Source organism: Dickeya chrysanthemi NCPPB 402 (assembly GCF_000406105.1).
GTDB classification, from domain to species: Bacteria; Pseudomonadota; Gammaproteobacteria; order Enterobacterales; family Enterobacteriaceae; genus Dickeya; species Dickeya chrysanthemi.
In genome coordinates, this window is sequence record NZ_CM001974.1 from 3,634,744 (window position 1) to 3,658,547 (window position 23,804).

General features: G+C 50.8%; 21 protein-coding genes, 1 tRNA gene and 1 pseudogene. 14 read left to right on the top strand and 9 right to left on the bottom strand.

Going from position 1 to position 23,804, the window contains the following annotated elements:
- Positions 1-8: 8 nt before the first annotated feature.
- The 3 genes from DCH402_RS15975 to trmB all read right to left on the bottom strand — a co-directional run bounded on the left by DCH402_RS15975 (position 9) and on the right by trmB (position 1,899).
- A complete protein-coding gene (locus DCH402_RS15975; protein ID WP_040002218.1) occupies positions 9-722 on the bottom strand; it encodes a YggN family protein in 714 nt (237 codons plus the stop codon).
- 110 nt (positions 723-832) lie between these two features.
- Entirely contained in the window at positions 833-1,180 is a 348-nt protein-coding gene (locus DCH402_RS15980; protein WP_040002219.1) for a YggL family protein, read from the bottom strand.
- Positions 1,180-1,899, bottom strand: a complete 720-nt coding sequence (trmB, locus tag DCH402_RS15985) for a tRNA (guanosine(46)-N7)-methyltransferase TrmB (protein ID WP_040002220.1) — start codon at positions 1,897-1,899, stop codon at positions 1,180-1,182. Before trmB ends, DCH402_RS15980 begins: the two co-directional genes overlap by 1 nt.
- 159 nt (positions 1,900-2,058) lie before the next feature.
- Here trmB and mutY point away from each other — a divergent pair, with 159 nt between their 5' ends.
- The 4 genes from mutY to ansP all read left to right on the top strand — a co-directional run bounded on the left by mutY (position 2,059) and on the right by ansP (position 6,454).
- Complete coding sequence (gene mutY, locus DCH402_RS15990) at positions 2,059-3,144, top strand: A/G-specific adenine glycosylase (protein WP_040002221.1); 1,086 nt, start codon at positions 2,059-2,061, stop codon at positions 3,142-3,144.
- 2 nt (positions 3,145-3,146) lie between these two features.
- Entirely contained in the window at positions 3,147-3,419 is a 273-nt protein-coding gene (locus DCH402_RS15995; protein ID WP_040002222.1) for an oxidative damage protection protein, read from the top strand.
- Between the two features lie 54 nt (positions 3,420-3,473).
- Entirely contained in the window at positions 3,474-4,556 is a 1,083-nt protein-coding gene (gene mltC, locus DCH402_RS16000; RefSeq protein ID WP_040002223.1) for a membrane-bound lytic murein transglycosylase MltC, read from the top strand.
- A gap of 440 nt (positions 4,557-4,996) precedes the next feature.
- On the top strand, positions 4,997-6,454 hold the full coding sequence (gene ansP / locus DCH402_RS16005; protein WP_040002224.1) for an L-asparagine permease: 1,458 nt from the start codon (positions 4,997-4,999) through the stop codon (positions 6,452-6,454).
- 73 nt (positions 6,455-6,527) lie between these two features.
- Here the strand turns inward: ansP and DCH402_RS16010 are convergent, their stop codons facing one another.
- Positions 6,528-8,681 carry an ornithine decarboxylase gene (locus DCH402_RS16010; protein WP_040002225.1) on the bottom strand — a complete coding sequence of 718 codons (2,154 nt, stop codon included), beginning with the start codon at positions 8,679-8,681 and terminating at the stop codon, positions 6,528-6,530.
- Between the two features lie 658 nt (positions 8,682-9,339).
- On the opposite strand from DCH402_RS16010, the gene DCH402_RS16015 reads away from it, so the two are divergent.
- A tRNA-Phe gene (locus tag DCH402_RS16015) sits at positions 9,340-9,415 on the top strand.
- A gap of 73 nt (positions 9,416-9,488) precedes the next feature.
- On the opposite strand, the gene DCH402_RS16020 is transcribed toward DCH402_RS16015, so the two are convergent.
- Positions 9,489-9,731 carry a helix-turn-helix domain-containing protein gene (locus DCH402_RS16020; RefSeq protein ID WP_040002226.1) on the bottom strand — a complete coding sequence of 81 codons (243 nt, stop codon included), beginning with the start codon at positions 9,729-9,731 and terminating at the stop codon, positions 9,489-9,491.
- Positions 9,732-9,851: 120 nt separating this feature from the next.
- Between DCH402_RS16020 and DCH402_RS21620 the strand changes: the two genes are divergently transcribed.
- The 5 genes from DCH402_RS21620 to DCH402_RS16045 all read left to right on the top strand — a co-directional run bounded on the left by DCH402_RS21620 (position 9,852) and on the right by DCH402_RS16045 (position 13,219).
- The gene (locus DCH402_RS21620; RefSeq protein ID WP_071604726.1) at positions 9,852-10,112 is read left to right on the top strand and encodes a helix-turn-helix domain-containing protein; all 261 of its coding nucleotides are present in this window, start codon (positions 9,852-9,854) and stop codon (positions 10,110-10,112) included.
- 103 nt (positions 10,113-10,215) lie between these two features.
- Complete coding sequence (locus DCH402_RS16030) at positions 10,216-10,476, top strand: helix-turn-helix domain-containing protein (protein WP_040002228.1); 261 nt, start codon at positions 10,216-10,218, stop codon at positions 10,474-10,476.
- A gap of 55 nt (positions 10,477-10,531) precedes the next feature.
- The gene (locus DCH402_RS16035) at positions 10,532-11,119 is read left to right on the top strand and encodes a hypothetical protein (RefSeq protein ID WP_040002229.1); all 588 of its coding nucleotides are present in this window, start codon (positions 10,532-10,534) and stop codon (positions 11,117-11,119) included.
- A gap of 104 nt (positions 11,120-11,223) precedes the next feature.
- Positions 11,224-12,522: a DUF3644 domain-containing protein gene (locus DCH402_RS16040; protein WP_040002230.1), complete on the top strand. Its 1,299-nt coding sequence runs from the start codon at positions 11,224-11,226 to the stop codon at positions 12,520-12,522.
- Between the two features lie 289 nt (positions 12,523-12,811).
- Complete coding sequence (locus DCH402_RS16045; RefSeq protein WP_040002231.1) at positions 12,812-13,219, top strand: hypothetical protein; 408 nt, start codon at positions 12,812-12,814, stop codon at positions 13,217-13,219.
- Positions 13,220-13,753: 534 nt separating this feature from the next.
- Here the strand turns inward: DCH402_RS16045 and DCH402_RS16050 are convergent.
- Positions 13,754-14,896, bottom strand: coding sequence for a Fic family protein (locus DCH402_RS16050; protein ID WP_040002232.1), 1,143 nt, complete (start codon positions 14,894-14,896; stop codon positions 13,754-13,756).
- A gap of 457 nt (positions 14,897-15,353) precedes the next feature.
- Between DCH402_RS16050 and DCH402_RS16055 the strand changes: the two are divergent.
- From DCH402_RS16055 to DCH402_RS16065, 3 genes and pseudogenes are all read left to right on the top strand, one after another.
- Positions 15,354-15,641: pseudogene (locus tag DCH402_RS16055) on the top strand (MobC family replication-relaxation protein); the annotation flags it as partial.
- 58 nt (positions 15,642-15,699) lie between these two features.
- Positions 15,700-15,918 carry a type II toxin-antitoxin system antitoxin CcdA gene (gene ccdA / locus DCH402_RS16060; protein WP_040002233.1) on the top strand — a complete coding sequence of 73 codons (219 nt, stop codon included), beginning with the start codon at positions 15,700-15,702 and terminating at the stop codon, positions 15,916-15,918.
- A 231-nt stretch (positions 15,919-16,149) separates the two neighbouring features.
- Positions 16,150-16,677: a P-loop NTPase family protein gene (locus DCH402_RS16065; RefSeq protein WP_040002234.1), complete on the top strand. Its 528-nt coding sequence runs from the start codon at positions 16,150-16,152 to the stop codon at positions 16,675-16,677.
- A gap of 330 nt (positions 16,678-17,007) precedes the next feature.
- Here DCH402_RS16065 and DCH402_RS16070 read toward each other — a convergent pair whose 3' ends face one another.
- A complete protein-coding gene (locus DCH402_RS16070) occupies positions 17,008-17,403 on the bottom strand; it encodes a winged helix-turn-helix transcriptional regulator (protein ID WP_040002235.1) in 396 nt (131 codons plus the stop codon).
- Between the two features lie 811 nt (positions 17,404-18,214).
- Between DCH402_RS16070 and DCH402_RS16075 the strand changes: the two genes are divergently transcribed.
- Positions 18,215-19,462, top strand: a complete 1,248-nt coding sequence (locus DCH402_RS16075) for a conjugal transfer protein TraF (RefSeq protein WP_040002236.1) — start codon at positions 18,215-18,217, stop codon at positions 19,460-19,462.
- Positions 19,463-19,513: 51 nt separating this feature from the next.
- Here the strand turns inward: DCH402_RS16075 and DCH402_RS16080 are convergent, their stop codons facing one another.
- Together DCH402_RS16080 and DCH402_RS16085 are read right to left on the bottom strand one after the other, a co-directional pair.
- On the bottom strand, positions 19,514-22,576 hold the full coding sequence (locus DCH402_RS16080) for an efflux RND transporter permease subunit (protein ID WP_040002237.1): 3,063 nt from the start codon (positions 22,574-22,576) through the stop codon (positions 19,514-19,516).
- Positions 22,576-23,721: an efflux RND transporter periplasmic adaptor subunit gene (locus DCH402_RS16085; RefSeq protein ID WP_081642174.1), complete on the bottom strand. Its 1,146-nt coding sequence runs from the start codon at positions 23,719-23,721 to the stop codon at positions 22,576-22,578. The genes DCH402_RS16080 and DCH402_RS16085 overlap by 1 nt, the downstream gene beginning before the upstream one ends.
- Positions 23,722-23,804: the final 83 nt, after the last annotated feature.

Genomic DNA, 23,804 nt, shown 5'->3' on the forward strand with positions numbered 1-23,804 from the left:
GGTCTCAGTTACTTAATCGACTGCAATAACGTCTTGCGTTGGTTTTCCAGTGCCGTTACCCGGTTACAGACATCGTGACCAAAACGCTGAAAATCCGCTTCCTGGTTATTCCATTCGGTCTGAATCGCTTTCTGCAACCCGCCGAGGTTGCCCATCATTGCCTGTAATGGGTTGCCGCCGCTCCCCATCTGTTTCACGCCCATTTCGTTAAGGCTGTCCTGCAAGACGCCGCCCATCGTACGTTCAACGATTTGCCGCCCGTCCTGCTCAACCTGTTTAATCGCCTGATGATGGAAAGTCAGGCCATCGCTACGATGCTCGATAATCCGATTCATCTGCTGCTTGAGTTGCTCATCCAGCGTACCAAGGCGATTGCGCACATTACTGTCGCTGCCCAATTGCTGCACAATGACCTTATCCAGCGCCTGGCGCGCTTTCTCCAGATGCTGCCTGGCTCCGTCGTCAATCCATGGCAGTTGCTGGCGAAGTTCAGACTGGTACGACTTGGCCTGCTGGCGCTGTGCCGCGCTGAGGTTCAGCGCACTGCCGTTGCTCACGATGTCACCCTGCGGCGAAATTTGCAGATTGCCGCTGGCGCCCACCACTTTCACACTCTGTGGGCTGATAACGATGTCGTCCTGAGGTTGAACATTACACTGATAGGCCGCCTGCGCCTGCAAGGCCAGTAACATCAATGCTCCCAAGGTCATTTTACGCAACATAAAGACTCCTGAAAAAACAGCGCCCGACGCCAGCCGGAAATAACCGGCGGCAAAGACCAACGACCGTCATCACCGGCGATAACCGCCAGTGATGACCAAGAACGCGCGGTTTAACCGAGGTTGGCAGGCAAATCCCACCAGATATCAAACAGATCGCTGACCGTCACATCCGTCAATTGATGGGATACCAGCCAGTTACGCACCAGCTCGCGCTGTTCATCGGTGCAGTTACCCAGCTTTTGCAGGCACACCAGACCTTCCCACTGCAAATAGCCGCTGCCTTCAAACGCCAACCCATTCGGCTCGATCACTTCATCGACGAACAGATCCAACGTGCGGTCAATCTCTTCCACGCTGATTCCCTGTGGAAAACGCCAACTGACGGAAAAACCAAACTCCTGAAACTCATCGATATGTAACTTTTTACGTAAACGACGACTCCGATTCTTATTAGCCATTATTGATTCCTCTCAAACATCAGATCCCAGACACCATGGCCCAGCCGTTGGCCGCGGGCCTCAAATTTGGTCAACGGCCGTGAAGCCGGACGCGGTACATAATCATAATGGTCCGACAGATTGCGATAACCTGCGACCGCACTCATCACTTCGAGCATATGTTGCGCATAAGGTTCCCAGTCGGTCGCCATATGGAACACCCCGCCAGGCGCCAGCTTACGCTTTACCAGTTCAGCAAACGGCGCCTGTACGATGCGGCGTTTGTTATGACGCGCCTTGTGCCACGGGTCAGGGAAAAACAGCTGCACCATGGCAAGCGAACCATCGGGGATCATACGCTCAAGCACGTCCACCGCGTCATGGCACATCACCCTCAGGTTATCGACGCCCGCTTCCTGCGCCGCCCCCAGGCAAGCGCCCACACCGGGGACATGCACTTCTATACCGATAAAATTTTGTTCCGGATGCTGCTGCGCCATCGTCACCAGCGACGCCCCCATCCCAAAACCGATCTCCAACACCACGGGCGCATCTCGCCCAAATAACCGGGCAAAATCCAGCGGCTCATTCTGATATTCCACGCCCATCACCGGCCAAAAATCATCCAACGCCTGTTGCTGCCCTTTGGTCAGGCGGCCCTGGCGGCGCACAAAACTGCGGATTCTACGCAGTGGGCGGCCGTTTTCATCGAATTCCGGAGAGATGACGTTATTGATCATAATGCTTTCTGTAAGTCTGATTGGGTTGGGAAAACGCGCATTATCCAAGGATACGGTTGTTTAGCAAGTAGGCAGAGGCGGAAAGTTCCGGTTTACAGTACATTCACTCTGTGCTGGAATCGCTGTCAAATTTTTACCTGCCGGATAACGACGCCCCTTATGATGCAAGCGCAACAGTTCGCGCAACAGGTACTGGAGTGGTACGAGCGCTACGGCCGTAAAACCCTACCCTGGCAACTTGAAAAAACCCCTTATAAAGTCTGGCTGTCGGAAGTGATGCTACAGCAGACTCAGGTCGCCACCGTCATCCCTTATTTCGAACGGTTTATGGCGCGTTTTCCTACGGTAAGCGAACTGGCGGCGGCGCCATTAGACGACGTGCTGCATCTGTGGACCGGACTCGGCTATTATGCCCGCGCCCGCAACCTGCATAAGGCGGCACAGACCATCGTTAATCGCCATGGCGGCGATTTTCCTACTCGCTTTGACGACATTGTCGACCTGCCCGGCGTGGGCCGTTCCACCGCCGGCGCCATTCTCTCGCTATCGCTCGGCCAGCACTACCCGATTCTGGACGGTAATGTCAAACGGGTGCTGGCGCGTTGCTATGCCGTAGCCGGCTGGCCCGGCAAAAAAGAGGTCGAGAAACAGCTATGGACGCTAAGTGAAACCGTCACGCCCGCGCACGGCGTCGAAAAATTCAATCAGGCGATGATGGATTTGGGCGCAATGGTCTGCACCCGCAGTCGCCCGAAATGCGAACTGTGCCCGCTCAGCAACGGCTGTATCGCTTACGCTAACCACAACTGGGCCGAGTACCCCGGCAAAAAACCCAAACAGACCCTGCCGGAAAGGGACGCCTGGTTCCTGTTGCTGCAAAACGAGCAAACCGTCTGGCTGGAGCAACGCCCGGCCGTCGGCTTGTGGGGCGGTCTGTACTGTTTCCCACAGTTCGCCACGAAAGATGAACTAACGCAATGGCTCGAGCAGCGCGGCATCCGGCGGCAGGGGCTGCGGCAGGGCATTGCTTTTCGTCATACCTTCAGCCATTTCCACCTGGATATTGTACCGATGTGGCTGGATATCTCCGACAACGGTTCCTGCATGGATGAAGGTGCCGGTCTCTGGTATAACTTAGCGCACCCGCCGTCCGTAGGGCTTGCCGCTCCGGTGGAACGGCTGCTACGCCAGCTGGCTCAGCCGCAATCGGTCTTCGCTGACGCCTGCGCACATGATGAGGAATAAGCATGAGCAGAACCATTTTTTGTACTTTTTTACAACGCGACGCCGAAGGGCTCGATTTCCAGCTCTATCCCGGCGAGCTGGGTAAACGTATCTATAACGAAATATCGAAAGAAGCCTGGGTCTTGTGGCAGAGCAAGCAGACCATGCTGATCAACGAGAAAAAGCTCAACATGATGAATGTAGAGCATCGCAAGCTGCTGGAGCAGGAGATGGTGCAGTTCCTGTTCGAAGGCAAGGATGTGCATATCGACGGTTATACCCCGCCGCAACATTAAATGACAGGGGCCGCCAGGCGCTGATGCATCCCTGATCCCGTACGGCTTGATACGATGAAGAAACTGTTTGTTTTGCTGCTTGTCGCCCCGTTGTTGATCTCCTGCTCCAGCAAAAAAGGCGGTGAGAACAACGAGGCTTTTATCAAAGACACCAACGCCTTCGACATTTTGATGGGGCAATTCGCCAATAACATCGAAAACATCTGGGGATTGAACGAGGTGTTGATCGCCGGCCCCAAAGACTACGTCAAATACTCTGATCAATATATGACGCGTAGTCACGTCAACTTTGACGCCGGTACCATCACCATCGAAACCATTTCTTCAACGAATTATCAGGCCAGTCTGCGTCAGGCCATCATCACCACCTTGCTGATGGGGGATAACGCCAGCAATACCGACCTCTATTCCGACGCCAACGATATCCAAATCAGCCGCGAGCCGTTGCTGTACGGCCAGGTGTTGGACAACACCGGCCAGCCGATCCGCTGGGAAGGCCGCGCCGGCAATTTCGCTGATTATCTGCTGCAAAATAAACTGCAACGCCGCACGTCCGGTATGCGCGTGATCTGGTCGGTGACGATTCAACTGGTGCCGAACCACCTGGATAAACGCGCGCACAAATACCTGCCGATGGTGCGTCAGGCTTCCGAGCGCTATGGCATCGACACCTCGCTGATTCTGGCGATTATGCAAACCGAGTCCAGCTTTAACCCCTACGCGGTGAGCCGCTCCGACGCGTTAGGATTAATGCAGGTGGTGCAGCACAGCGCCGGGCGCGACGTATTCAAGATGAAAGGCAAATGGGGACAACCGAGCCGCAGCTACCTGTTTGACCCGGAAAACAACATCGATACCGGTACGGCTTATCTGTCGATGCTGAAAAACGTCTACCTGTCGGGCATTCAGGACCCGACATCGCAACGCTACGCGATGATCACTGCCTATAACGGCGGTGCCGGCAGCGTGTTGCGGGTCTTCTCCAGCGATAAGGACACCGCGTTTAGCCTTATCAATAATATGTCGCCCGGCGAGGTTTACCAGACGCTGACCACCCGCCATCCATCGGCGGAATCGCGGCATTATCTGTACAAGGTCAACACGGCGCAGAAAAACTATCGCGGTTATAGTCGCTAACGTCGCACGCTACAGGCGGTGTCCGGATTTCATAACGGACGCCGCCTGTTTCCCTCTGTTGGTCAACATTTTCTGCCTCCCGCCTTGCCGCCTCCATCCCACACATTAGTAATGATTAATAAATAATCAATGCAAACGATTGGTTACAGTCATAAGCAAACACTATCTAAAAAGCTAATTAATAGATTTAAAGACTTTAAAACCTAAATTTATCAAATTAATTATTTGAAAAAATAAAAATAGAAAGCATAAAAACAAAACAAACCCATTGAATCAACGCAGAGAATTTTTGCCTCTCCGGTCAGGACACGGTAGCATCGCTGACGTTTTTGGCCCACCAACGCGGCAGAGCCAGAAAACCTAATCCACTCGATGAGTCAGGCTGTGACACAACAGCCATTTCATGCTCCTGAATGACAGACAAGGGAACCTAACGGGTAATGAATCAACATAAAAACGAGACCGAACACCACGCCAAACGACGCTGGCTCGATTCACATGAGGCGGGTTACCACAAAAGCATGGGTAACCGCCAGGTACAGATGATCGCCATTGGCGGTTCGATTGGCACCGGCTTATTCCTTGGTGCCGGTGCTCGGCTGCAAATGGCAGGCCCGGCGCTGGCGCTGGTCTATCTGGTATGCGGCATTTTCTCTTTCTTCATTCTGCGCGCCCTGGGCGAGCTTATCGTGCATCGCCCCTCCAGCGGCAGCTTTGTTTCCTACGCCCGCGAATTTTTGGGTGAAAAAGCCTCTTATGTCGCCGGTTGGATGTATTTCCTCAACTGGGCGATGACCGGCATCGTCGATATCACCGCCGTCGCGCTCTACATGCACTACTGGGGCACCTTTGCCGAGGTCCCTCAGTGGATGTTCGCACTGGGTGCGCTGGCGATCGTCACCACCATGAACATGATTGGCGTGAAATGGTTCGCCGAGATGGAGTTCTGGTTTGCGCTGATCAAAGTCGCCGCAATTTCCCTGTTTCTGGTCGTGGGTACGATTTTTCTGGGGTCCGGTAAAACGCTGGACGGCAACATACCAGGGCTGCACCTGATTACCGACAACGGCGGCTTATTCCCACACGGCTTGCTGCCGGCATTGGTGCTGATACAAGGGGTTATCTTTGCGTTCGCCGGCGTAGAGCTGATCGGCACCGCCGCCGGCGAGTGTAAAGACCCGGAAAAGACGCTACCTAAAGCGGTCAACAGTGTTATCTGGCGTATTGGCCTGTTTTACGTCGGGTCGGTCATTCTGCTGGTTTGCCTGCTGCCGTGGAATGCGTATCAGGCTGGGCAAAGCCCGTTCGTCACCTTCTTCAGCAAGCTGGGCGTGCCCTATATCGGCACCATCATGAATATCGTGGTGCTGTCGGCGGCGCTCTCCAGCCTTAACTCCGGGTTGTACTCCACCGGCCGCATCCTGCGTTCGCTGTCTCAGGGCGGTTCCGCGCCGAAATTCCTTGGCAACATGAGCGCCCAGTCTGTGCCCTATGCCGGGATTCTGGTCACCGTCTGTATTCATGTGATCGGGGTATTTCTCAACTATATTGTGCCGTCGCAGGTATTTGAAATCGTGCTGAACGTCGCCTCGCTCGGCATTATCTGCTCCTGGGCATTCATCATTATTTGTCAGATGAAGCTGCGTCAGGCGATTCGTCAGGGCAAAGCCGCACCGGTTTCTTTCCGTATGCCGCTGGCGCCGTTCTCTTCCTGGCTGACGCTGGCGTTTTTGCTCAGCGTACTGGTACTGATGGCGCTGGATTACCCGAACGGCACCTGGACTATCGCCACCATTCCGGTGCTGGCCATCATGCTGATTGCCGGCTGGTACGGGCTGCGTAAACAGAAAGAAGAAGTCAACCGGCTGAAAGCAGAGCACGAGAAAACAGCCGCCTGATGACCCATTAGCGATAAAAAAACCGGGGGTTTATTTCCCCCGGTTCCTCTTTGGTGAATACAGCACAAGCCAGTTAGCGGGCAATCACATTCGCGCACAAGCGCTTGCTGCCGTCTTCCTGCGCCACGCTGTAAACCCCCTGCAATTCCGGCGCAAAGCCCGGCATCAGGTTTATGCCTGCCTCCAGTGCCTGGAAATAGTGCAGAACCGCGCCGCCCCAGATTTCCCCCGGTACCACGCACAGCACGCCCGGCGGATAAGGCAACGCCCCTTCGGCAGCGATGCGCCCTTCCGCTTCAGCCAGCGGCACCAGATCGACTTCACCACGAATATACGCGGTATGTGCATCCTGCGGCAGTACTACCGCCTGCGGGAAAGAGGCTTTACGGAACATCTCTTTCTGTAGCCGCTTCACATCGTGGCTGGCATAAAAATCATGCATTTCCTGGCATAACTGCCGCAACGTATAGCCGGTATAACGCTGCTCATACTTGTGATACAGGCTCGGCAAGACTTCGCTTAACGGCGCATCCTGCTCGATCAGTTGCTCGAACTGCACCAGCGCCGCTACCAGACGCTCCATCTTCACGCTATCTTCCGCCGGCGTCAGCAGGAACAAAATCGAGTTAAGATCGCACTTTTCCGGAATAATGCCGTGCTCACGCAGGTAATTGGCGAGAATGGTGGCCGGAATACCAAATTGGGTATAAGCGCCGGTTGCCGCATCAATTCCCGGCGTGGTCAGCAACAGCTTGCACGGATCGACAAAATACTGTTGCTGCGCGTAGCCTTCGAAAGCATGCCAGTTGTCGCCCGGCTCGAAGTTAAAGAAACGCACGTCTTGCGCCATCGCTTCGGTGTCGTGATCCTGCCAGCGTTTTCCCCCGACCATCGGCGGCACAAACGGCTTAATCAGCGTACAGCGTTCCAGCAGTTGCTTACGCGCTTCAATCCCCAGCCTGACGCATTCCATCCACAGACGGCGCCCGCCCGGCCCTTCATGCATTTTGGCGTTGACGTCCAGCGCGGCAAACAGCGGGTAAAACGGGCTGGTGGAAGCGTGCAGCATGAAGGCGTTATTCAGTCGCTTATGTGGGCAAAAGCGCTTTTGCCCACGAATGTGGTTGTCTTTCTTGTGAATTTGCGAAGTTTGCGAGAAACCGGCTTGCTGCTTATGTACCGATTGGGTGACAAAAATCCCCGGATCGTTCTCATTTAAGTCCAGCAACAGCGGTGAGCACTGTTCCATCATCGGGATGAACTGCTCATACCCCACCCAGGCAGAGTCAAACAGAATGTAGTCGCACAAATGACCGATGCTATCCACCACTTGTCGGGCGTTATAAATAGTGCCGTCATACGTACCCAACTGAATCACCGCCAGACGGAATGGCCGGGGCTCGTCGGCACGCGCCGGGGCGACCTCGCGTATTAGCTCGCGCAGATAGCCTTCATCAAAACAGTGCGCATCCACGCCACCGATAAAACCAAAGGGGTTACGGGCCGTTTCCAGATAAATCGGCGTTGCGCCGGCCTGAATCAACGCACCATGGTGGTTGGATTTATGGTTATTTCGATCGAACAACACCAGGTCGCCGCGCGTCAGCAACGCGTTGGTCACCACTTTGTTCGCTGCCGACGTCCCGTTCAGCACAAAGTAGGTTTTGTCTGCGTTGAACACGGTAGCCGCGAATTTCTGCGCTTTTTTAGCGGCACCTTCATGAATCAACAAATCGCCCAGCTTCACATCCGCGTTACAGATGTCGGAGCGGAACAGGTTTTCGCCATAAAACTCGAAAAACTGACGCCCGGCCGGATGCTTGCGGAAAAACGCCCCGCCCTGATGCCCAGGACAGGCGAACGTGGTGTTTTGCATACCGACGTATTTAGACAACGTGTCAAAAAATGGCGGCAGTAAACGAGCCTGATACTCCGCCGCGGCTTTTTCCAACTGAAGCGCGTGTTCTCCGCCTTTATCCAGACTCAGCCACTCGCTGCCCGGCGGCAGCAGTTCCTCACTGGTGTGCCACGGTTCTCGCACCACGAATGCCGGAATACCGAAACCGGAATGATGCATCACCGACAGGATGCCGCTACGTGCCTCCTCAACCGACACCACAACGGCCGCGATGTCGGTAAAATCGGTCTGACTGAGCGCCACAATCGGACGCAAGGTGATTAGACGGGAGGCAACCGCCGCATTAGCCGCAATTTTTAACTGTTTCATGTACCCAAACCCAAACGGTCAAGAATGAGTGTACGTGCCGGAAAGACACCACGCAGAGATAACGCTACGGTTTAAGCGTAACGTACCCCATCAACTACTGCCCAAAACGACGAACAGCATGCCAGCTAACCACGACAAATGTATGACCCGCGCCAGCGGCACAGGGAAATACGTATCATCTGGGACCAGCACCAGCCGATAGACATCAGTAAAATCAGAGACCGGTCGGCTCTATTTTTAATCATGCCTAACAGGGGGCGTAAGTACGCCTCACCGCATAGTGGCAAGGGATAATCGGGAAAACAGAGACGGGGTGAACGCCATACGTTCAGGATGCGGCGACAGCAGCAGAGATCCGGCGCACGGTGTCTGTACCATGAGCATTGAATCCAACATATCCGCAATCCTCTAAATAACCGCAGGTGGAAGGTAAGCTAAAAACCGCGCAATAGTGGCATTATTTTTCAGCGAATTCAAGACAACGAATGTGACAGTATTTATCGACGCCATGCCGCACGCCATCGGGCCCGCCGTCGCTATTACCGCGCCGTCGAACCCACCGAAAACAGCACCGGCTGACTGAAAATAGAGCAACCGCAGCGATTATGACAGAAACTCGTTGACGCTCTTCGTGATATACGGTTTAATGCGCCCCGTTGCCCGGATAGCTCAGTCGGTAGAGCAGGGGATTGAAAATCCCCGTGTCCTTGGTTCGATTCCGAGTCCGGGCACCACTTATTCAGAAAAACCAGCCTACGGGCTGGTTTTTTGCTTTTGGGAAACAGAGTTCGATTCTCTACGAAGGGACTATTGCGCCTCCCCTTCCCCATGATTTTGGCTCATATCCTGATAGCGTGACGGCCAGATATCCTCCGGCTGCTTTCCCACTGCACCAGCAATTAATCTCTCACCTTTCGGCCAATGTCTTATCAGTGCATTAGCGAGTGTTGAAGACGCTAATCCAGATGCTCTTGATACCGCCGCCAGTGTTGTTCCTCGTTTTCTTAACCCGGCAATGATATCTGCCGGATGCCAGTCCTTATCAACCATCCCCATGTTCCTTATTCTCTAGCCTCACATTAAACACCATTTGTTCAGAGAGTCTAAACAACCACGATGTTAAGTAATGCTAAACACTAAGTCAATCTATGATCATTGATGGTGTAATGAATGCTGCCTGCTCGTCTCAAAACCGCCCGACTACGGGCAGATCTCACTCAGGAAAAATTGGGAGTTCTTGCTGGCATTGAAGAAGAAACTGCACGTTCCCGCGTGTCTCAATATGAAGGTGGGATACATCGTCCAACGTTTGAAATGATGTGCGCATTTGCAAAGGTGCTTAATGTGCCGGAATGTTACTTTTATACGGTAAACGATGATTTGGCTGACATGATTCTGGAGCTTTACCTTAAACATCAGCGCCATTCCTGATGAATGCAAATAAGTCCCCCTCTCTATTGTTCAGGAAGTCTAAGCACCACTCATGTAAAGTAGTGCTAAACATGCTATCAATATCCTTATTGATGGTGCCATTATGCTGCCCATTCGCCTTAAAACTGCTCGCCTACGAGCCAATCTCACTCAGGAAAAGCTAGGCGTCCTGGCGGGTATTGAAGAAGCCACCGCACGATCACGCATATCCCAATATGAAAGCGGTATACATCGCCCAACATTTGAGATGATGTGCGCATTTGCTAAGGTGCTTAATGTGCCGGAGTGTTATTTTTATACGGTTGATGATGATTTTGCTGAGGTTGTACTGAAAGTACATAATCAATGGTCAAATAACCTTTAATATATTTAAATATAGAAATCATAGTGTGCACAGATGATATATTTGGAGGGAAAATATGGGACTTTATGTTCACTCACTTAATAATATCCCTAAAAGTGAAAACAGAGATTATCTAATATATTTGCTCGATTACGGATGGCATGAACCATTAGCAAAAGCTATAAATGATAATTTTGATAAAATGGCAAGTATAGCTGCAAAAAATAGGGCTGTTGTGATAAAAGGAACCGAACTTGCTCATTTTGAAAATGAAGTATTTTCATGGCATCAGATAAATAATGAAAAAGGAGATAGCATTCTCCCAGCTATTTTAATAACCAATGCTCACCCATCCTATTTCAAGGAAAACAATTCCGGATATAATAAGAGAAAAGGGTTATATAAAGAATCCAATTCAGGTGACCTTAAACTAGTATTAATTCCTATAAAAAAGTTTTGCACAAACACGACTGAAGTTATATCTCTCATTGGAAGAATATTTTCAGATATTGAGTCAGAAAAAGATCTTTCTGACTTTGTAATAGCAAAAGAAATAAAGAAAGGAGTTGGTTCTGCAATCGTAGATTCAATAATACTAGAACCTAATATATCTGGCATTGGGTTTAGCTTTAAAAAACTAATAACATATTTTCGAGAAAGATAATTATCGAGAAATAAAAATCAATATAAATACAACATTCAAGTTATTATATTAAACTTAAAATACATTTATTCGAAAATAATAAATTCAAGATAAGGCTTTATAGTATGAAAATTAACAAGAGCATTTCTGCACTTTATATTTTTTTACAAGATGCAGAAAAAAACAATAAGATATTTGGTGAGTTTGATATTCTAAGCGCTACAGGCTGGAAGCCAGCAACATTTAAAACTTATTATGGAAAAGGTCAACTTTCTGAATTTATCAGTGAAAGCGGGAATAGTTCATTTGAGTCTTCAAATACACTAAGTATTTCTCTGATAGAATTTGCCAAACAATTATCTCAGAGTAAACATATAATAGCTTTAGGACATAACTGCAAATCAAAGTTAGCAAAGGCGTTATTGAAAAAATCAAGAGATAATATGATATTAGCATTAGAGCTATATAACAGACCATCATTAGAAAATAAAATGGATGCGTTTGTTATGTGTTTTTGTACAGCATGGGAGCAATTTCTCAAAGCAAAAATAATTGAGAAGTATGGCGAAAAAACAATATTTAAACAAACTAATAAAAAAGGAATTAAAGAAACAATTTCTCTCAGAGAGTGTTTGGACAGGATTTATCCTGTCGAGTCAAAAGTCAGAAAGAACATTGAGCAAATAGCCTATTTCAGAGATCAAGCTGTTCATTTGTTAATGCCAGAAGTTCAAGGTATTATATCGAGAATATTTCAGTCGGGCGTTTTGAATTTCACATCTCATTTTGAAGAATTTACTGAGATATCATTTTTAAAAAACTCCCATGTGGGAATGATTTCATTAGTTGGAGAATTTAAATCTCCTCCAGTTGCAATGATGAAATCAACATATGGAAATATTGCTGATGACATACTTAACCTAACATCATCTTTATATAATGTGATGGAAAATAATGATGATATTGAATTCGCAATTCCCTTAAATGTAAAGCTCGTCTTCGTGAAAGACTCAGAGGATGGGAATTCCATTATTCTTGCTAAAGCAGAAGAAGGTATGGAAGGACTAAAGAAAGCACTTGTTATCAAACAAGCTGTTGATCGCTCTCAAACGCATCCATTTCTACAAAAAAATGCTATAAAAGAAATTAATGACAGATTGCATTCCAGATATAGTGAAGATAAGTTGTCAAAATGTCTTATTTCTAAAAATAGAGAAGGTAGGTATGTAATAAATAGAAATTGCTTCGATGCTGTTATATGCAAAAATTCATGGAAAAATAGTAATAACAAATATCATCATAAAAATGAAAATCCAGAATACCACTACTATTCCATTGATTTAATTGAAATATTTATAAAAAAGATCATGGAGCATGAAGGATATCTGGTGAAAGCTAAAGAATCATATAATAGAAGAAAATAAAAAACCATCAAAATAAATTTCAAAAATGTGCTGGAGAATATTTTATCTTTAATTTAAACTGGTCGATATAACGCATTCCTCAAACAAAAAGGTCATTGCAGGTCAATAGATTTTGACCTATTTATTCTAATAGATAATTATGCTGTTATAGTATGTTAGAAAAATTCCTTCTGTGTTTTCATATTAGTTATATATTCCAGCCAATGGAGACTTGTATATAAATTCAATGACTTTAAAGAATAATTTAAGTTGAAGAATAACTTTTTTATTGTGATAAGGATGTAGCGAAATGAAAGAAAATCAATTTTTAGGATTGATCAAATTTTTTATAAATGAAGATTTTTTAGAAAAATTAATAGAAGGATGCTTTCATTGTACACCTCCCGAAGTTCACAGATTAGATAAACAAGAAGGTGTGTCTGATAAATTTGAAAGTTGCTCATTTTCCTATAGAAAGTCAAGAGGTGACGATGATATTAAATTAAAAATCAATGATATAGAATTGACAGACATACATGGGCTTACCGTGCATAATGCCCAACAGAGAGATGCATGGATGCACTGTTGGTTCACATTAAGGTTACCTAAAGATGAAAACTCACTAAACCAGCTAATCCAAGATATAAAAAAAATGAAATCTCAATTCGGAGAGCATTATGCATTTATTACTCCACTGAATTTAAAGGAGTTGCTTTAGCGATTAAAAAAAATAGTAAATTACCGTTTTCATCTTCTGAAGTTAAATATACTGGAGAGAGTTCTTTATGGGGAAACACTTGTAAATCACTTGAATACTCTTACCAAAGAGAATATCGTTTTATCTTTGGTGAATGCTCTGTTATTGAGACAACCCCCTACATCATTAATATTGAAAGTGGTTTAGATGATCTGATTTTAAAAGATCCCGACATTAAGTTAAAAAGCAATGATGACAAACACGTCTGGCTTGATCTAAGTGCATAAAAATAAGAATAAATTTACCTATTAAACATATTCCCATTGATTAACACACCACAATGCTAAGCCCACACTTCGCTCGTTGCAGATTATCAATCTTTAGTCATGTTCTAATAAGAGAACACGGCCAGTCCAATCCGGACTTAATACACATTAAAAACATGAAAATTTGTTATATACCACGTGGTTACTATGTGGTATATAACAAATCTATACTTCACATCATTGATATATAATATACCTTAGAGTAATTATTCTAAAATTAATGCCTATTTTACAAATCAGGAATAACCCCTTCCTCCCTCAGAACCTTAATCACCCCACGTATCAAATATGAGTTAGAAAACTTCGCCGTATAGGAACGAGCCCCCTCTTCTACTGGCTGGAGCAGTCCCCGGTCGATCAACTTACCGAGCTGATAAGTCACTTGGGCCGGTTTCATATCAGGTAAAGCGGTGCGTAGATCACCCGCTTTTATCGTCCCTAGCTCGACAGCGCGTTTCAGTACTTTAGATTCCAGCGGGTTTATCAGCCCTCTTTCAGATGAAAAGTCGAGTGCCGGATACAGTATTTTCGTACTCAAAAAAGCATGATTTGTCAGTTGATCGACTTTCTTCAACTCAGATGAAATTCCCGAAAGTACATATAAACACCATTCTTCTAAGCTCTGCTCATTTCCTTTATCCGCTAACGACAGCATGGCGTAATAACGCTCGCGATCATTACAGAATACCGCTGTCGGATTAAGAACCCGGCCACCTGCCTGAACATTAAAACCATACTTGATCAATAACGCATAGGTCAGCAGTCTGACCGTTCTGCCATTACCGTTGCCAAAGGGGTGTATCCAGCCAAAACGGTGATGCACCAGCGCAATCTTCATCAGATCATATTTTGGTTTATCAGCACGGTTAATAAAGGCGGTCAGTTCTGACATATAGTCAGGAACATGAATATGATCCGGCGGTAAATGGTCAGACTGAGCGATGCTGACGTTATGTTGTCGATAGGCACCGGGCGTTCTGTCGCCTTCCTGTTGCAACCCGACAACCGCCAGACTATGTAGCTCGCGGATAAAATATTCCGTTATCTCATCACCATTATTTAGATGCTCGTCGATGAATTCCATCGCGGCTTCAATATTGTTGATTTCTTTGAGTTGATCCGTCGAGTTTTGGGTTCCTTCAACTTTGCTTTCCACATAATCGGCAAGCGTGGTGTGGTTTCCCTCAATTCTCGCAGAGCCCAGACTCTCCAGCATGTGGAAAACGGCTTTCAACTGCGCAAACAGGATAGGATGAACATCCGTTTCCAGCCTCAGATGCCGGAGTAACTCCAGTTCCGTCAGCGCATCGACCAAAGGGGAGTCAAAACTGGGGTTCAGAAGCGAGAGTTCAAAGTGATTAAATTGAGCCATGATATGTAGTTATCTCAAACCCAGCATGAAGACATCTCAAAATAATAGCAAAAATACCAATATAATCCATAAATTACAGATCACACCATTTTTGCTTATCTCAAAAACCACAAATCCAACATATCAAATCTACGTTTAAACGATGTTCAATATGGAGAGAAACAGGCCGTTGCCTGCATAGGAGATGAAACCACGTTTTTAGCGCCGTTAACCGCAAAACGCCCATTCATCGTGACAACTTTCACAAAACCAAAGCGATTTCTTGTGGGTGCTTTAGTGGGGGCGCTGTTTGCGATAAGTACCAATAACACCAATGGTAAACAGCATGTTAATCGTGGATACGATCCTGAATCCTCCACTTATTTAAAGAACCCGCTCACAAGGCGGGTTTTGCTTTTCAGATGACAGCCTTTCACCGAATTACGTTCGATAGTTCGCCTTTTGGGTCAGCGCAAGAATTGCAATTGAAACCGCCGCTACCCGCAAACCAAAACCCGATTACCTGTCAATTATCGCCAACCATTTACTGGTGCGCACTCAGCAGCACTGGATGTACGGTTTATACATCGTGCCGGACCCACAGAAAAAACGAGCTATCGAACTGCTGTTCAATAGCATCAAACACGTTATCGTGAATCATCAGCATATCCATTTGAAAACACGACATCGCCATGTTTTTCGGGTTTATACGCTTGAGGCGTTGAAAGGGTCGGCGTTGAAAGGGTCGGCGTTGAATTTTGGCTAATTTTTGAACAACCATGTGAAGTATATACTCACAGTATGCATAAGAGAGGATCACTATCATGAAATACCGCGTCAGCGTTACCGTAGACAAAGACAATTATCAGGTTCTGAGTGCTGCCGGGGTCAATATTTCCGGTCTGGTGAATGATGCCATTGGCAAAGAAGCCCGCCGCATCAAAGCCGAAGCGTGGAAGCAGGAAAACCGAGAAGGGATGGAAGAAGTCGCCCGATTTATTGCGCAGAATGGCTCCTTTGCGGATGAAAACAGGAACTGGTGATCATGCAATTCATTGTTTATGAATATAAACGCGCCAGTCACTACACAATATTTATCGATGTGCAAAGCGATATAATTACGTGCGATATCCAAGGCTTTGTTACTCATTTTAGTCATGATAGTTTTCCTGCGTTGTGATAAAGAAAACCCAGTCTGAGCAACGTAGTGATAGATCTTGTCACCATGGCGTTGAGCGTAATCAGGCAAGATGCGATAGCCGCCGGAGCATGCAATGAAACTTTCAGATTTAGGCGACAGAATTTGCATTATGGGGCCATCGAACAGCGGCAAGTCTACTCTTGCTAATGCGATTGCGAAGAAATGCAATCTGGACGTGATCCATCTGGATCAGCTTTTCCATATTCCCTATTCAAACTGGCAGGAACGCCCGTTGCATGAATTTCTACAATTACATGATGAAGCCATCAAACGGGAAAAATGGGTCATGGACGGCAATTACAAACGATGTCTGCCGCAACGTTTATCCCGGGCGACGGGGCTTATTCTGCTGGATGTCTCCACGCTATCGAGCGTGCTGCGTTATATCAACCGAACACTATTTCAACACAAACGATATGGCGGGCTGGCAGGCGGCACAGACCGGCTGAACGGGAAAATGTTTCGTCATATTATCGCCGCCACGCCCAAGAACAGGAAATATTATGCCGAGCTGTTTGAAACGGTCCCGCTCCCCAAAATCAGGCTCGCTTCGATTAACGAGATTAATAAACAGTTTGATGAATGGGGGCTGACAAGATAATTCCGGCCGCCCGCAACGCGGGTCGACGCGCCAGGAAATATCAGGAACAGGATTGTCTGTTTATGCCTGCTGTTCATGCCTGCTGTTTGCCCACAAAAGTGGGTATTCGGTATATACCCAAAATAATTCGAGTTGCAGGAAGGCGGCAAGAGAGAGACAAATTCGTTGGGAACGAATTTGACCAGCCAACGGCTGGCCTCCGGTGAGAGACAGGATGTCTCTCATTTCATCCCGATGAGCTTACTCAGGTAAGTGATTCGGGTGAACGAACGCAGCCAACGCACCTGCAACTTGAAGTATGACGGGTATAAATGAGTCAAATATCCGGCGTCAGGCCGATGTTTTCCGTGACCGGCTTGTTCCCGAGGCGTTCCAGTGCTCGACGATGCGCGGCATACTTTCTTCTATCCAGTCCACCAGCACCTGCACCTTTTCCGCCGCTTCTGTTCCTAACGGCGTCAGGCTGTATTCGACATGAGGCGGCACCACGTCATAGGAGACCCGATTAATCAGGCCATCTCCTTCCAGACATTGCAGCGTCTGGGCCAGCATACGCTCGCTGATGCCATGAATCAGACGACGCAGCTCACTGAAACGCAACGTTTTCGATTCCAGCACCACCAGGATCAAAATACCCCAACGGCTGGTGATATGTTGCAATATTTCCCGTGACGGGCACACCGCCACCAGCAAATCACCGCGCTGAAACTTTTCGATTGTTCCCATCCCTCACCCCCAATTGATTCTGTGGCACCACCGGTTTTAGGGTAAGGAGCGCACTAAAAATAAGCAATCGCTTTCATTCGTCCCCCTTTTCGAGGGCATCGGGCATAGACAGAAAAGAACCCAATGGAATAACGATTGATTAAATCATGCCAAATGTGTAGGTGGAAAAATACGGAGAAAGTCAGACTATCGCAGAATGGAATATTTCTCTTTATCTAATGGGAGGCTGTCTTAACAAATAGGCATAAGACTTTCAGCAATTCAAGAAATTCATTCCTTCAAATAACGTAAATTAAAGCCCGTTATTCAGCCAATCAATAAAGCTAATAAATTCAATTAACTAAGAAATTACTGTGCTTCAGCACTGCTGAAGCCGGGCAAAAGGCTATCGCCGCCAGAAATGAAAATGCTAGGCTGTGCCGCGTTATTTTCGTCATGACACGCCGAAAAAGCAGTCTCGTTTTGATGCGAGACACGCATTCCCGTTACCACAGGAATGCTTTTTCTTTTACTTATTTTTTATTACCGCGTTTATACCCAAAATAATTCGAGTTGCAGGAAGGCGGCGACGCAGCGAATCTCCGGGAGCTTACTCAAGTAAGTGACCGGAGTGAGCGACAAATCTGCCGGGAGCAGATTTGAACGCAGCTCGCTGCGGTCCTGAAAGGGCGAGGCCCAAGGATGGGCCGAGTAATAAAGCCAACGCACCTGCAACTTGAAGTATGACGGGTATATATACAAGAACACTACGAGCACACAGCAAAAAAGGAAATATTTTCCTCAATACCTTCTTGAATAAAGGAATGCTCGTATGTACAAAAAATACCTCGTCCGCGCCATGACGGTGGCCGGTCTGTTTTCTCCCGTCATAACCTTTGCCGCCGGCACCTGGTCAGATGCCAGGAACGACGCCATGGGCGGCACCGGCGTCGCTTCGTCGCATTACGGTTCCGCCGCACTGATCAACCCGGCATTACTGACCAAAGCGCAAGCCGGCGACCATGTGAGCCTGATTTTGCCTTCCGTGGGCGTCTTCATTGCCGACCCGGACAAAGTGGAAGACAAGTTCGACCTCATCAAAAGTAGCTGGGACAGCGTTAGCAACACCCTGAATGCCAGCAGCGGCATCAGCAATCCGCTGTTACGCCGACTGGCGTTGCAGCAAGGCATCGCCTCCTTCCAGTCGCTGCGGGACGAACTACAAAACATCAACGGCGATAGCGCCTACGGCGACGCGGCCGCCGCCACCGTGGTGGCAATTCCTAACGACACGCTGCCCCTGGCGTTTGTGGTGAAAGGCTGGGGCATCGCCAACGCCAAAGCCGTCGTCACCGACCGCGATCTGGCTTATCTGGATAGCGTGGCGGCAGGTACGACAATCCCCACCTCGGCGGATCTGAACAACTTTACGTCTCGGGCCGAAGGCGTCGGTGCACTGGTCACCGAATACGGCGTCGCGATGGCGAAACAGGTCGATATCGCCGGTCAGTCAGTTTCCGTGGGTATCACGCCAAAACTGCAACGAATTGATACTTATAACTATATTGCGTCAATCAATAACTACAGCGCGTCTGATTTCCGTAATTCGGAATTCAAGAAATCCAGTTCCGGCGCCAACCTGGATCTGGGGTTCAGTACCGACCTGACGTCGCGCTGGAGCGCCGGGCTGGTGGCGCAGAACCTGATTGGCCGCCGAATCGATACCAAAGAGGTACAAGGCATCCAGCGCACCTTCACTGTTCGTCCGCAAGTCACGGCAGGCACCGCCTGGAATACGGAAACACTGACGCTGGCCACCGATATCGACCTGACGCCCGCCAGCGGCTTTAACGGCGAGACGAAAAATCAGTACGCCGGGGTCGGCGCAGAATACCGCGCACTGTCCTGGGCGCAGTTGCGCGTCGGTTACCGCGCCAATATGCGCGACAGCGATAAGAATCAGGTCACGGCCGGTTTCGGCCTGTCGCCGTTTGGTATACACCTCGACCTGACCGGCATGGTCGGCACCGAAAGCAAACACACCTACGGTGCCGCCGCCAAACTGAGCTTTACCTTCTGATGTTCGCTCCCGGCATCGTCGTGATGCCGGGACACCCCCCGCCGTTATTGCTTACACTCTCTTTTTACGTCCTTCCCATTGCATCACCAGGCTAATCGCCGCGGGTAGCACCGTCAGCGTCAGCAATGTGGCGACGATCAACCCACCGATAATGGCGTAGGCCATCGGCCCCCAGAAGACCTGGGTGGCGATCGGGATCATCCCTAAAATCGCCGCCAGCGCAGTCAACAGAATCGGACGCGAGCGGTGATGAGCAGCCTGCATGATGGCATCGTTCATCGCCATTCCCGCCGCCGTGTTGGTATCCACTTCACTGATCAGGATCACCGCATTGCGGATAATCATTCCGGCCAGCGCGATCACCCCCAGCAAGGCGACAAAGCCCATCGGCGTCCCGGTCGGCAACATTGCCGCCACCACGCCAATCAATCCGAATGGCGCCATCAGCAACGCCAGCATCATGCGTGAGAAGCGCTGCAACTGCACCATCAGCAAAATCAGCATCACCAGCAGCGTCACCGGCAACACCTGATAGACCGAGCCGTTACCCTTATTGGATTCCGCCACCGAGCCGCCTTCTTCAATGGAATACCCGGCCGGTAATGACGCCTGATACGCCGCCACCTTCGGCGCCAGCGTCGCCGACAGGGTTTGAGCGCGAACCCCCGGCATCAAATCGGTCTGCACGGTGATAAACGGTAGGCGTTGACGGCGCCAGATGATCGGCTCGTCAACGCCGTACCCGACGGAGGCAATCTGCCCCAGCGGCACCCGTTGGCCGTTCGCCGCACGCAATTGCAGGCTGGCGACGGTATCCAGATCTCGCCGTTCCTCGTTACGGGCACGCACGATGACGTTCACCATGCGGTTACGGTCGCGCACACTGGTGACGGCGGTGCCGGAGAAAATGGTCGCTAACGCGCTGGCGACATCCTGCGAGCTGATCCCCACCGCCCGCGCCTCCGTTTGATTGACGTCAACGCGAATGGCGCGCTCCGGTTCGCCGGCCGTCAGGCTGATCTCCTGTGCACCGGGAGTGTTCCCCATCAGCGTAGCCAAACCGGCGGCATACTCGCGCACCTTGCCAATATTCGGCCCGCTGACCCGATATTTGAGCGGCCAGCCCACCGGCGGCCCTAATTCCAGCGGCGATACGCGCGCCACCAGGTGGCTGAAATCCTGTTGCAGCCGTTTTTCCAGCCGGGCCCGCAACGCATCGCGCGCTTTCAACCCTTTCGCCACCACCACCAGTTGCGCGATATTTTCATTCTGCAACAGCACATCCATCGGCAGATAAAAACGTACCGCGCCGGAACCGACATAGGTGGAAAAATGGTCCAGATCCGGATCGCCTTTCAGCGACTGTTCCAGCCGCACCGCCTCTCGCTCGGTGGCCTCCTGCGACGCATTATTCGGCAGCGTCAGGCTGACCAGCAGTTCCGGCCGGTCCGACGCCGGGAAGAACTCCCCCTCCAGCCGCCCCGACGCCACCACGGCCAGTGCCAACAGCGCTACCGCCAGCAACAGTGTACGGCCGCGGTAGCGCAACGCCGCCGACAGCAAACGGTGATAGAGGCGCGACAGCCGGCCGGCGTGATGTTCATGGCCTGTCATCGCCTTCGGCAGCAGCCAGACGCCAATCAGCGGCGAGAACAGCACCGCCACCACCCAGGAGCTGATGAGCGAAATCATCACCACAATAAACAACGAGTAGCAGTATTCGCCGGCGCTGGAAGCGGCAAACCCCACCGGAATAAAACCGGCTATCATCACCAGCGTGCCGGTCAGCATCGGAAACGCCGTCGTTTCGTAAGCGCGGGTGGCGGCGCGTTCACGCGCGTCGCCCTTCTCCAGACGGGATACCATCGCTTCTACGGTGATCATCGCGTCATCCACCAGCAAGCCAAGTGCGATGATCAACGCCCCCAGAGAGATACGCTGCAAACCGATACCGGCTATCTCCATTCCGGTGAAGGTCATCGCCAGCACAATCGGGATCGAGGCCGCCACCACCAGCCCGGCGCGGCTGCCCAACGACAGGAACGACACCGCCAGGACGATCACCACCGCTTCCAGCAGCACCCTGACGAAACCGTTAACCGACGAGGTCACCACCGCGGACTGGTCCGCCACGTTAGTGACTTCAATACCGTGCGGCAACGACGCGCTAATCGTCGCCATCTTGTCGCGCAGCGCCTGACCGAAGGCCAGCATGTTGCCGGTCGGCGCCATCGACACCGCCAGCCCGATGGCCGGTTGCCCGTTGACGCGAAACGCCGGCGCCGGTGGTTCCGCCGCCTGGCGGTGAACCGTCGCGATATCCGTCAGCGGGACAAAACGGCCGCCGATGCGTAGCGTCACCTGACGCAGGCTCTCTTCGGACACAAACGCGCCGCTGACCCGCAACGCCACCTGGTCATTCCCGGTTCGAATAGTACCGCTCGGGCTGACGGCATTCTGCGCCTGTAGCGCTGCCGTCACCTGTTGCAGGTCCAGCCCCATGCCGGCCAGTTGTCTTGGCGAGAACGCGACGACAATCTGCTCTTCCTGCGCACCCAACACATCGATTTTGCCGACATCCGGCGTGGCGAGCAGCTCGGTGCGAATGTCGTCCACCTTGTCGCGCAGTTCACGCGGCGAGTAGCCGTCGGCGGTAAAGCCATACAGGGTGCCGAAAGTATCGTCAAACTCATCGTTGACCGCCGGCTCGCCCACGCCGTCCGGCAGACTGGGGGCGATATCCTTCATCTTTTTGCGAACGCTGTACCAAGTGCCCTGAACCTCGGACGGCGGCGTATTGTCGCGCAGATTGACGAAAATCACCGCCTCGCCGGGTCGGCTGTAACTTTCAAGAACGTCGAGATAAGGCGTTTCCTGCAGTTTCTTTTCCAGTACATCGGTGACGAAACTGACGGTATCCTGCACCGTCGCGCCCGGCCAACCGGCGGATACCACCGCGGTTTTGATGGTAAAGGCCGGGTCTTCGTTGCGCGGAAGCCGTTCATAGCTCATGACCCCCGCCGCCACAATCACCAGCATGAAAAAAGCCACCAGTTGCTGATGGGCCAGCGCCCAGGCAGAAAGGTTCCATTTTGGTTTGGGTCCGGATGACATTATGGCGCCTCCGTCAGCGCGACCTGCTCGCCGACCCGCAATTTACTCACGCCGGCGGTGACCACCTTATCGCCAGCAGCCAGACCATCGGCGACAATGATCTGCGTATCGCTGTAATGACGTAGGGTGATCGGCTGCAGCCGCAGCGTCTGAGTCTGCGAGTCAACCACCAACACGGCCGGATTATCGCCCTGACGGGTCAACGCCGAAGCCGGCAACGCGATAACACTGCCGCCAGGCAGCGTGATTTCGCCCTCGACCGTCGCCCCCAGCACCATGTCCGGCGGCGGGTCGATGAGCGAAACCCGCACCCGCCAGGTACGGGTTTCCGCATCAGCCAGCGGGCTGACGTCGCGCACATGCCCCTGGGTTTTAATCGCCGGGTTGGACAACAAAGAGATCGTGACCACCGGGTCCGTCAGGCCGCGGGTAATCAGACGTTCGGAAACATTAAATACGGCGTCGCGGCCGGCAAACGTCGCCAGACGCACCACTTCCTGACCGGCGTTCACCACCTGGCCGGGATTGGCGCTGACCGCGGTGATCACCCCGGCGACCGGAGCGGATAAGCGGGTATATCCCAAACGGTCCTGCGCGCTTTTAACACCGGCTTGCGCACTTTCACGCACCGACACCGCCGATGCCCAGTTAGACTGCGCTTCATCCAGTTGCGAGCGGGAAATCGCGCCATTGGGCGCCAGTTGCCTCATTCGGTTGAGGTTCTGTTCCGCCAGCCGTTCTGCGGCCATCGCTCGCGCCAAATCCGCCTTTGCGCTTTGCAGTTGGTTTTCACTGTCGCGGCCATCCAGTGTAGCGATCGCCTCGCCTTGCTTTACCACCGAACCCACATCGACTGCGCGCGACACTAGCCGCCCATCCAGACGAAACGCCAGCGCGGTTTCCTCCGCCGGACGGATCTCGCCGGTCTGGGAGAACACGTCGCCGACGGCCGACGGCTGTACCGTCACCGTGCGGACCGGGCGCACCGGCGAGGAGGCTGACGCATCGGTGGGATTATCACAGCCGGATAGCGCACCGGCGAGCAGCAGCAATAACGTCCACATCCCGCCGACCCGCACAATAACGCCGCCGCTATGGCGACTCAGATGATGAAAAATACAAAGCATGGATGCTGCCAGTGTCATGATGATTTCCTGTTACCCGTCATCATCATTACAGCGCACACATTTCCAGATTGTTTCCACGCTTCATCAAGAAACGGTCAAGG

Coding starts and splice junctions, on each gene's coding strand:
- DCH402_RS15995 (WP_040002222.1), top strand. CDS start 3,147: ATGAGCAGAACCATTTTTTGTACTTTTTTACAACGCGACGCCGAAGGG.
- DCH402_RS16065 (WP_040002234.1), top strand. CDS start 16,150: ATGAAACTTTCAGATTTAGGCGACAGAATTTGCATTATGGGGCCATCG.
- DCH402_RS16040 (WP_040002230.1), top strand. CDS start 11,224: ATGAAAATTAACAAGAGCATTTCTGCACTTTATATTTTTTTACAAGAT.
- DCH402_RS16070 (WP_040002235.1), bottom strand. CDS start 17,403: ATGGGAACAATCGAAAAGTTTCAGCGCGGTGATTTGCTGGTGGCGGTG.
- mutY (WP_040002221.1), top strand. CDS start 2,059: ATGATGCAAGCGCAACAGTTCGCGCAACAGGTACTGGAGTGGTACGAG.
- DCH402_RS16035 (WP_040002229.1), top strand. CDS start 10,532: ATGGGACTTTATGTTCACTCACTTAATAATATCCCTAAAAGTGAAAAC.
- DCH402_RS21620 (WP_071604726.1), top strand. CDS start 9,852: ATGCTGCCTGCTCGTCTCAAAACCGCCCGACTACGGGCAGATCTCACT.
- trmB (WP_040002220.1), bottom strand. CDS start 1,899: ATGATCAATAACGTCATCTCTCCGGAATTCGATGAAAACGGCCGCCCA.
- DCH402_RS16075 (WP_040002236.1), top strand. CDS start 18,215: ATGTACAAAAAATACCTCGTCCGCGCCATGACGGTGGCCGGTCTGTTT.
- mltC (WP_040002223.1), top strand. CDS start 3,474: ATGAAGAAACTGTTTGTTTTGCTGCTTGTCGCCCCGTTGTTGATCTCC.
- ansP (WP_040002224.1), top strand. CDS start 4,997: ATGAATCAACATAAAAACGAGACCGAACACCACGCCAAACGACGCTGG.
- DCH402_RS16085 (WP_081642174.1), bottom strand. CDS start 23,721: ATGACACTGGCAGCATCCATGCTTTGTATTTTTCATCATCTGAGTCGC.
- DCH402_RS16050 (WP_040002232.1), bottom strand. CDS start 14,896: ATGGCTCAATTTAATCACTTTGAACTCTCGCTTCTGAACCCCAGTTTT.
- DCH402_RS15975 (WP_040002218.1), bottom strand. CDS start 722: ATGTTGCGTAAAATGACCTTGGGAGCATTGATGTTACTGGCCTTGCAG.
- DCH402_RS16080 (WP_040002237.1), bottom strand. CDS start 22,576: ATGTCATCCGGACCCAAACCAAAATGGAACCTTTCTGCCTGGGCGCTG.
- DCH402_RS16030 (WP_040002228.1), top strand. CDS start 10,216: ATGCTGCCCATTCGCCTTAAAACTGCTCGCCTACGAGCCAATCTCACT.
- DCH402_RS16020 (WP_040002226.1), bottom strand. CDS start 9,731: ATGGTTGATAAGGACTGGCATCCGGCAGATATCATTGCCGGGTTAAGA.
- DCH402_RS16010 (WP_040002225.1), bottom strand. CDS start 8,681: ATGAAACAGTTAAAAATTGCGGCTAATGCGGCGGTTGCCTCCCGTCTA.
- DCH402_RS16045 (WP_040002231.1), top strand. CDS start 12,812: ATGAAAGAAAATCAATTTTTAGGATTGATCAAATTTTTTATAAATGAA.
- DCH402_RS15980 (WP_040002219.1), bottom strand. CDS start 1,180: ATGGCTAATAAGAATCGGAGTCGTCGTTTACGTAAAAAGTTACATATC.
- ccdA (WP_040002233.1), top strand. CDS start 15,700: ATGAAATACCGCGTCAGCGTTACCGTAGACAAAGACAATTATCAGGTT.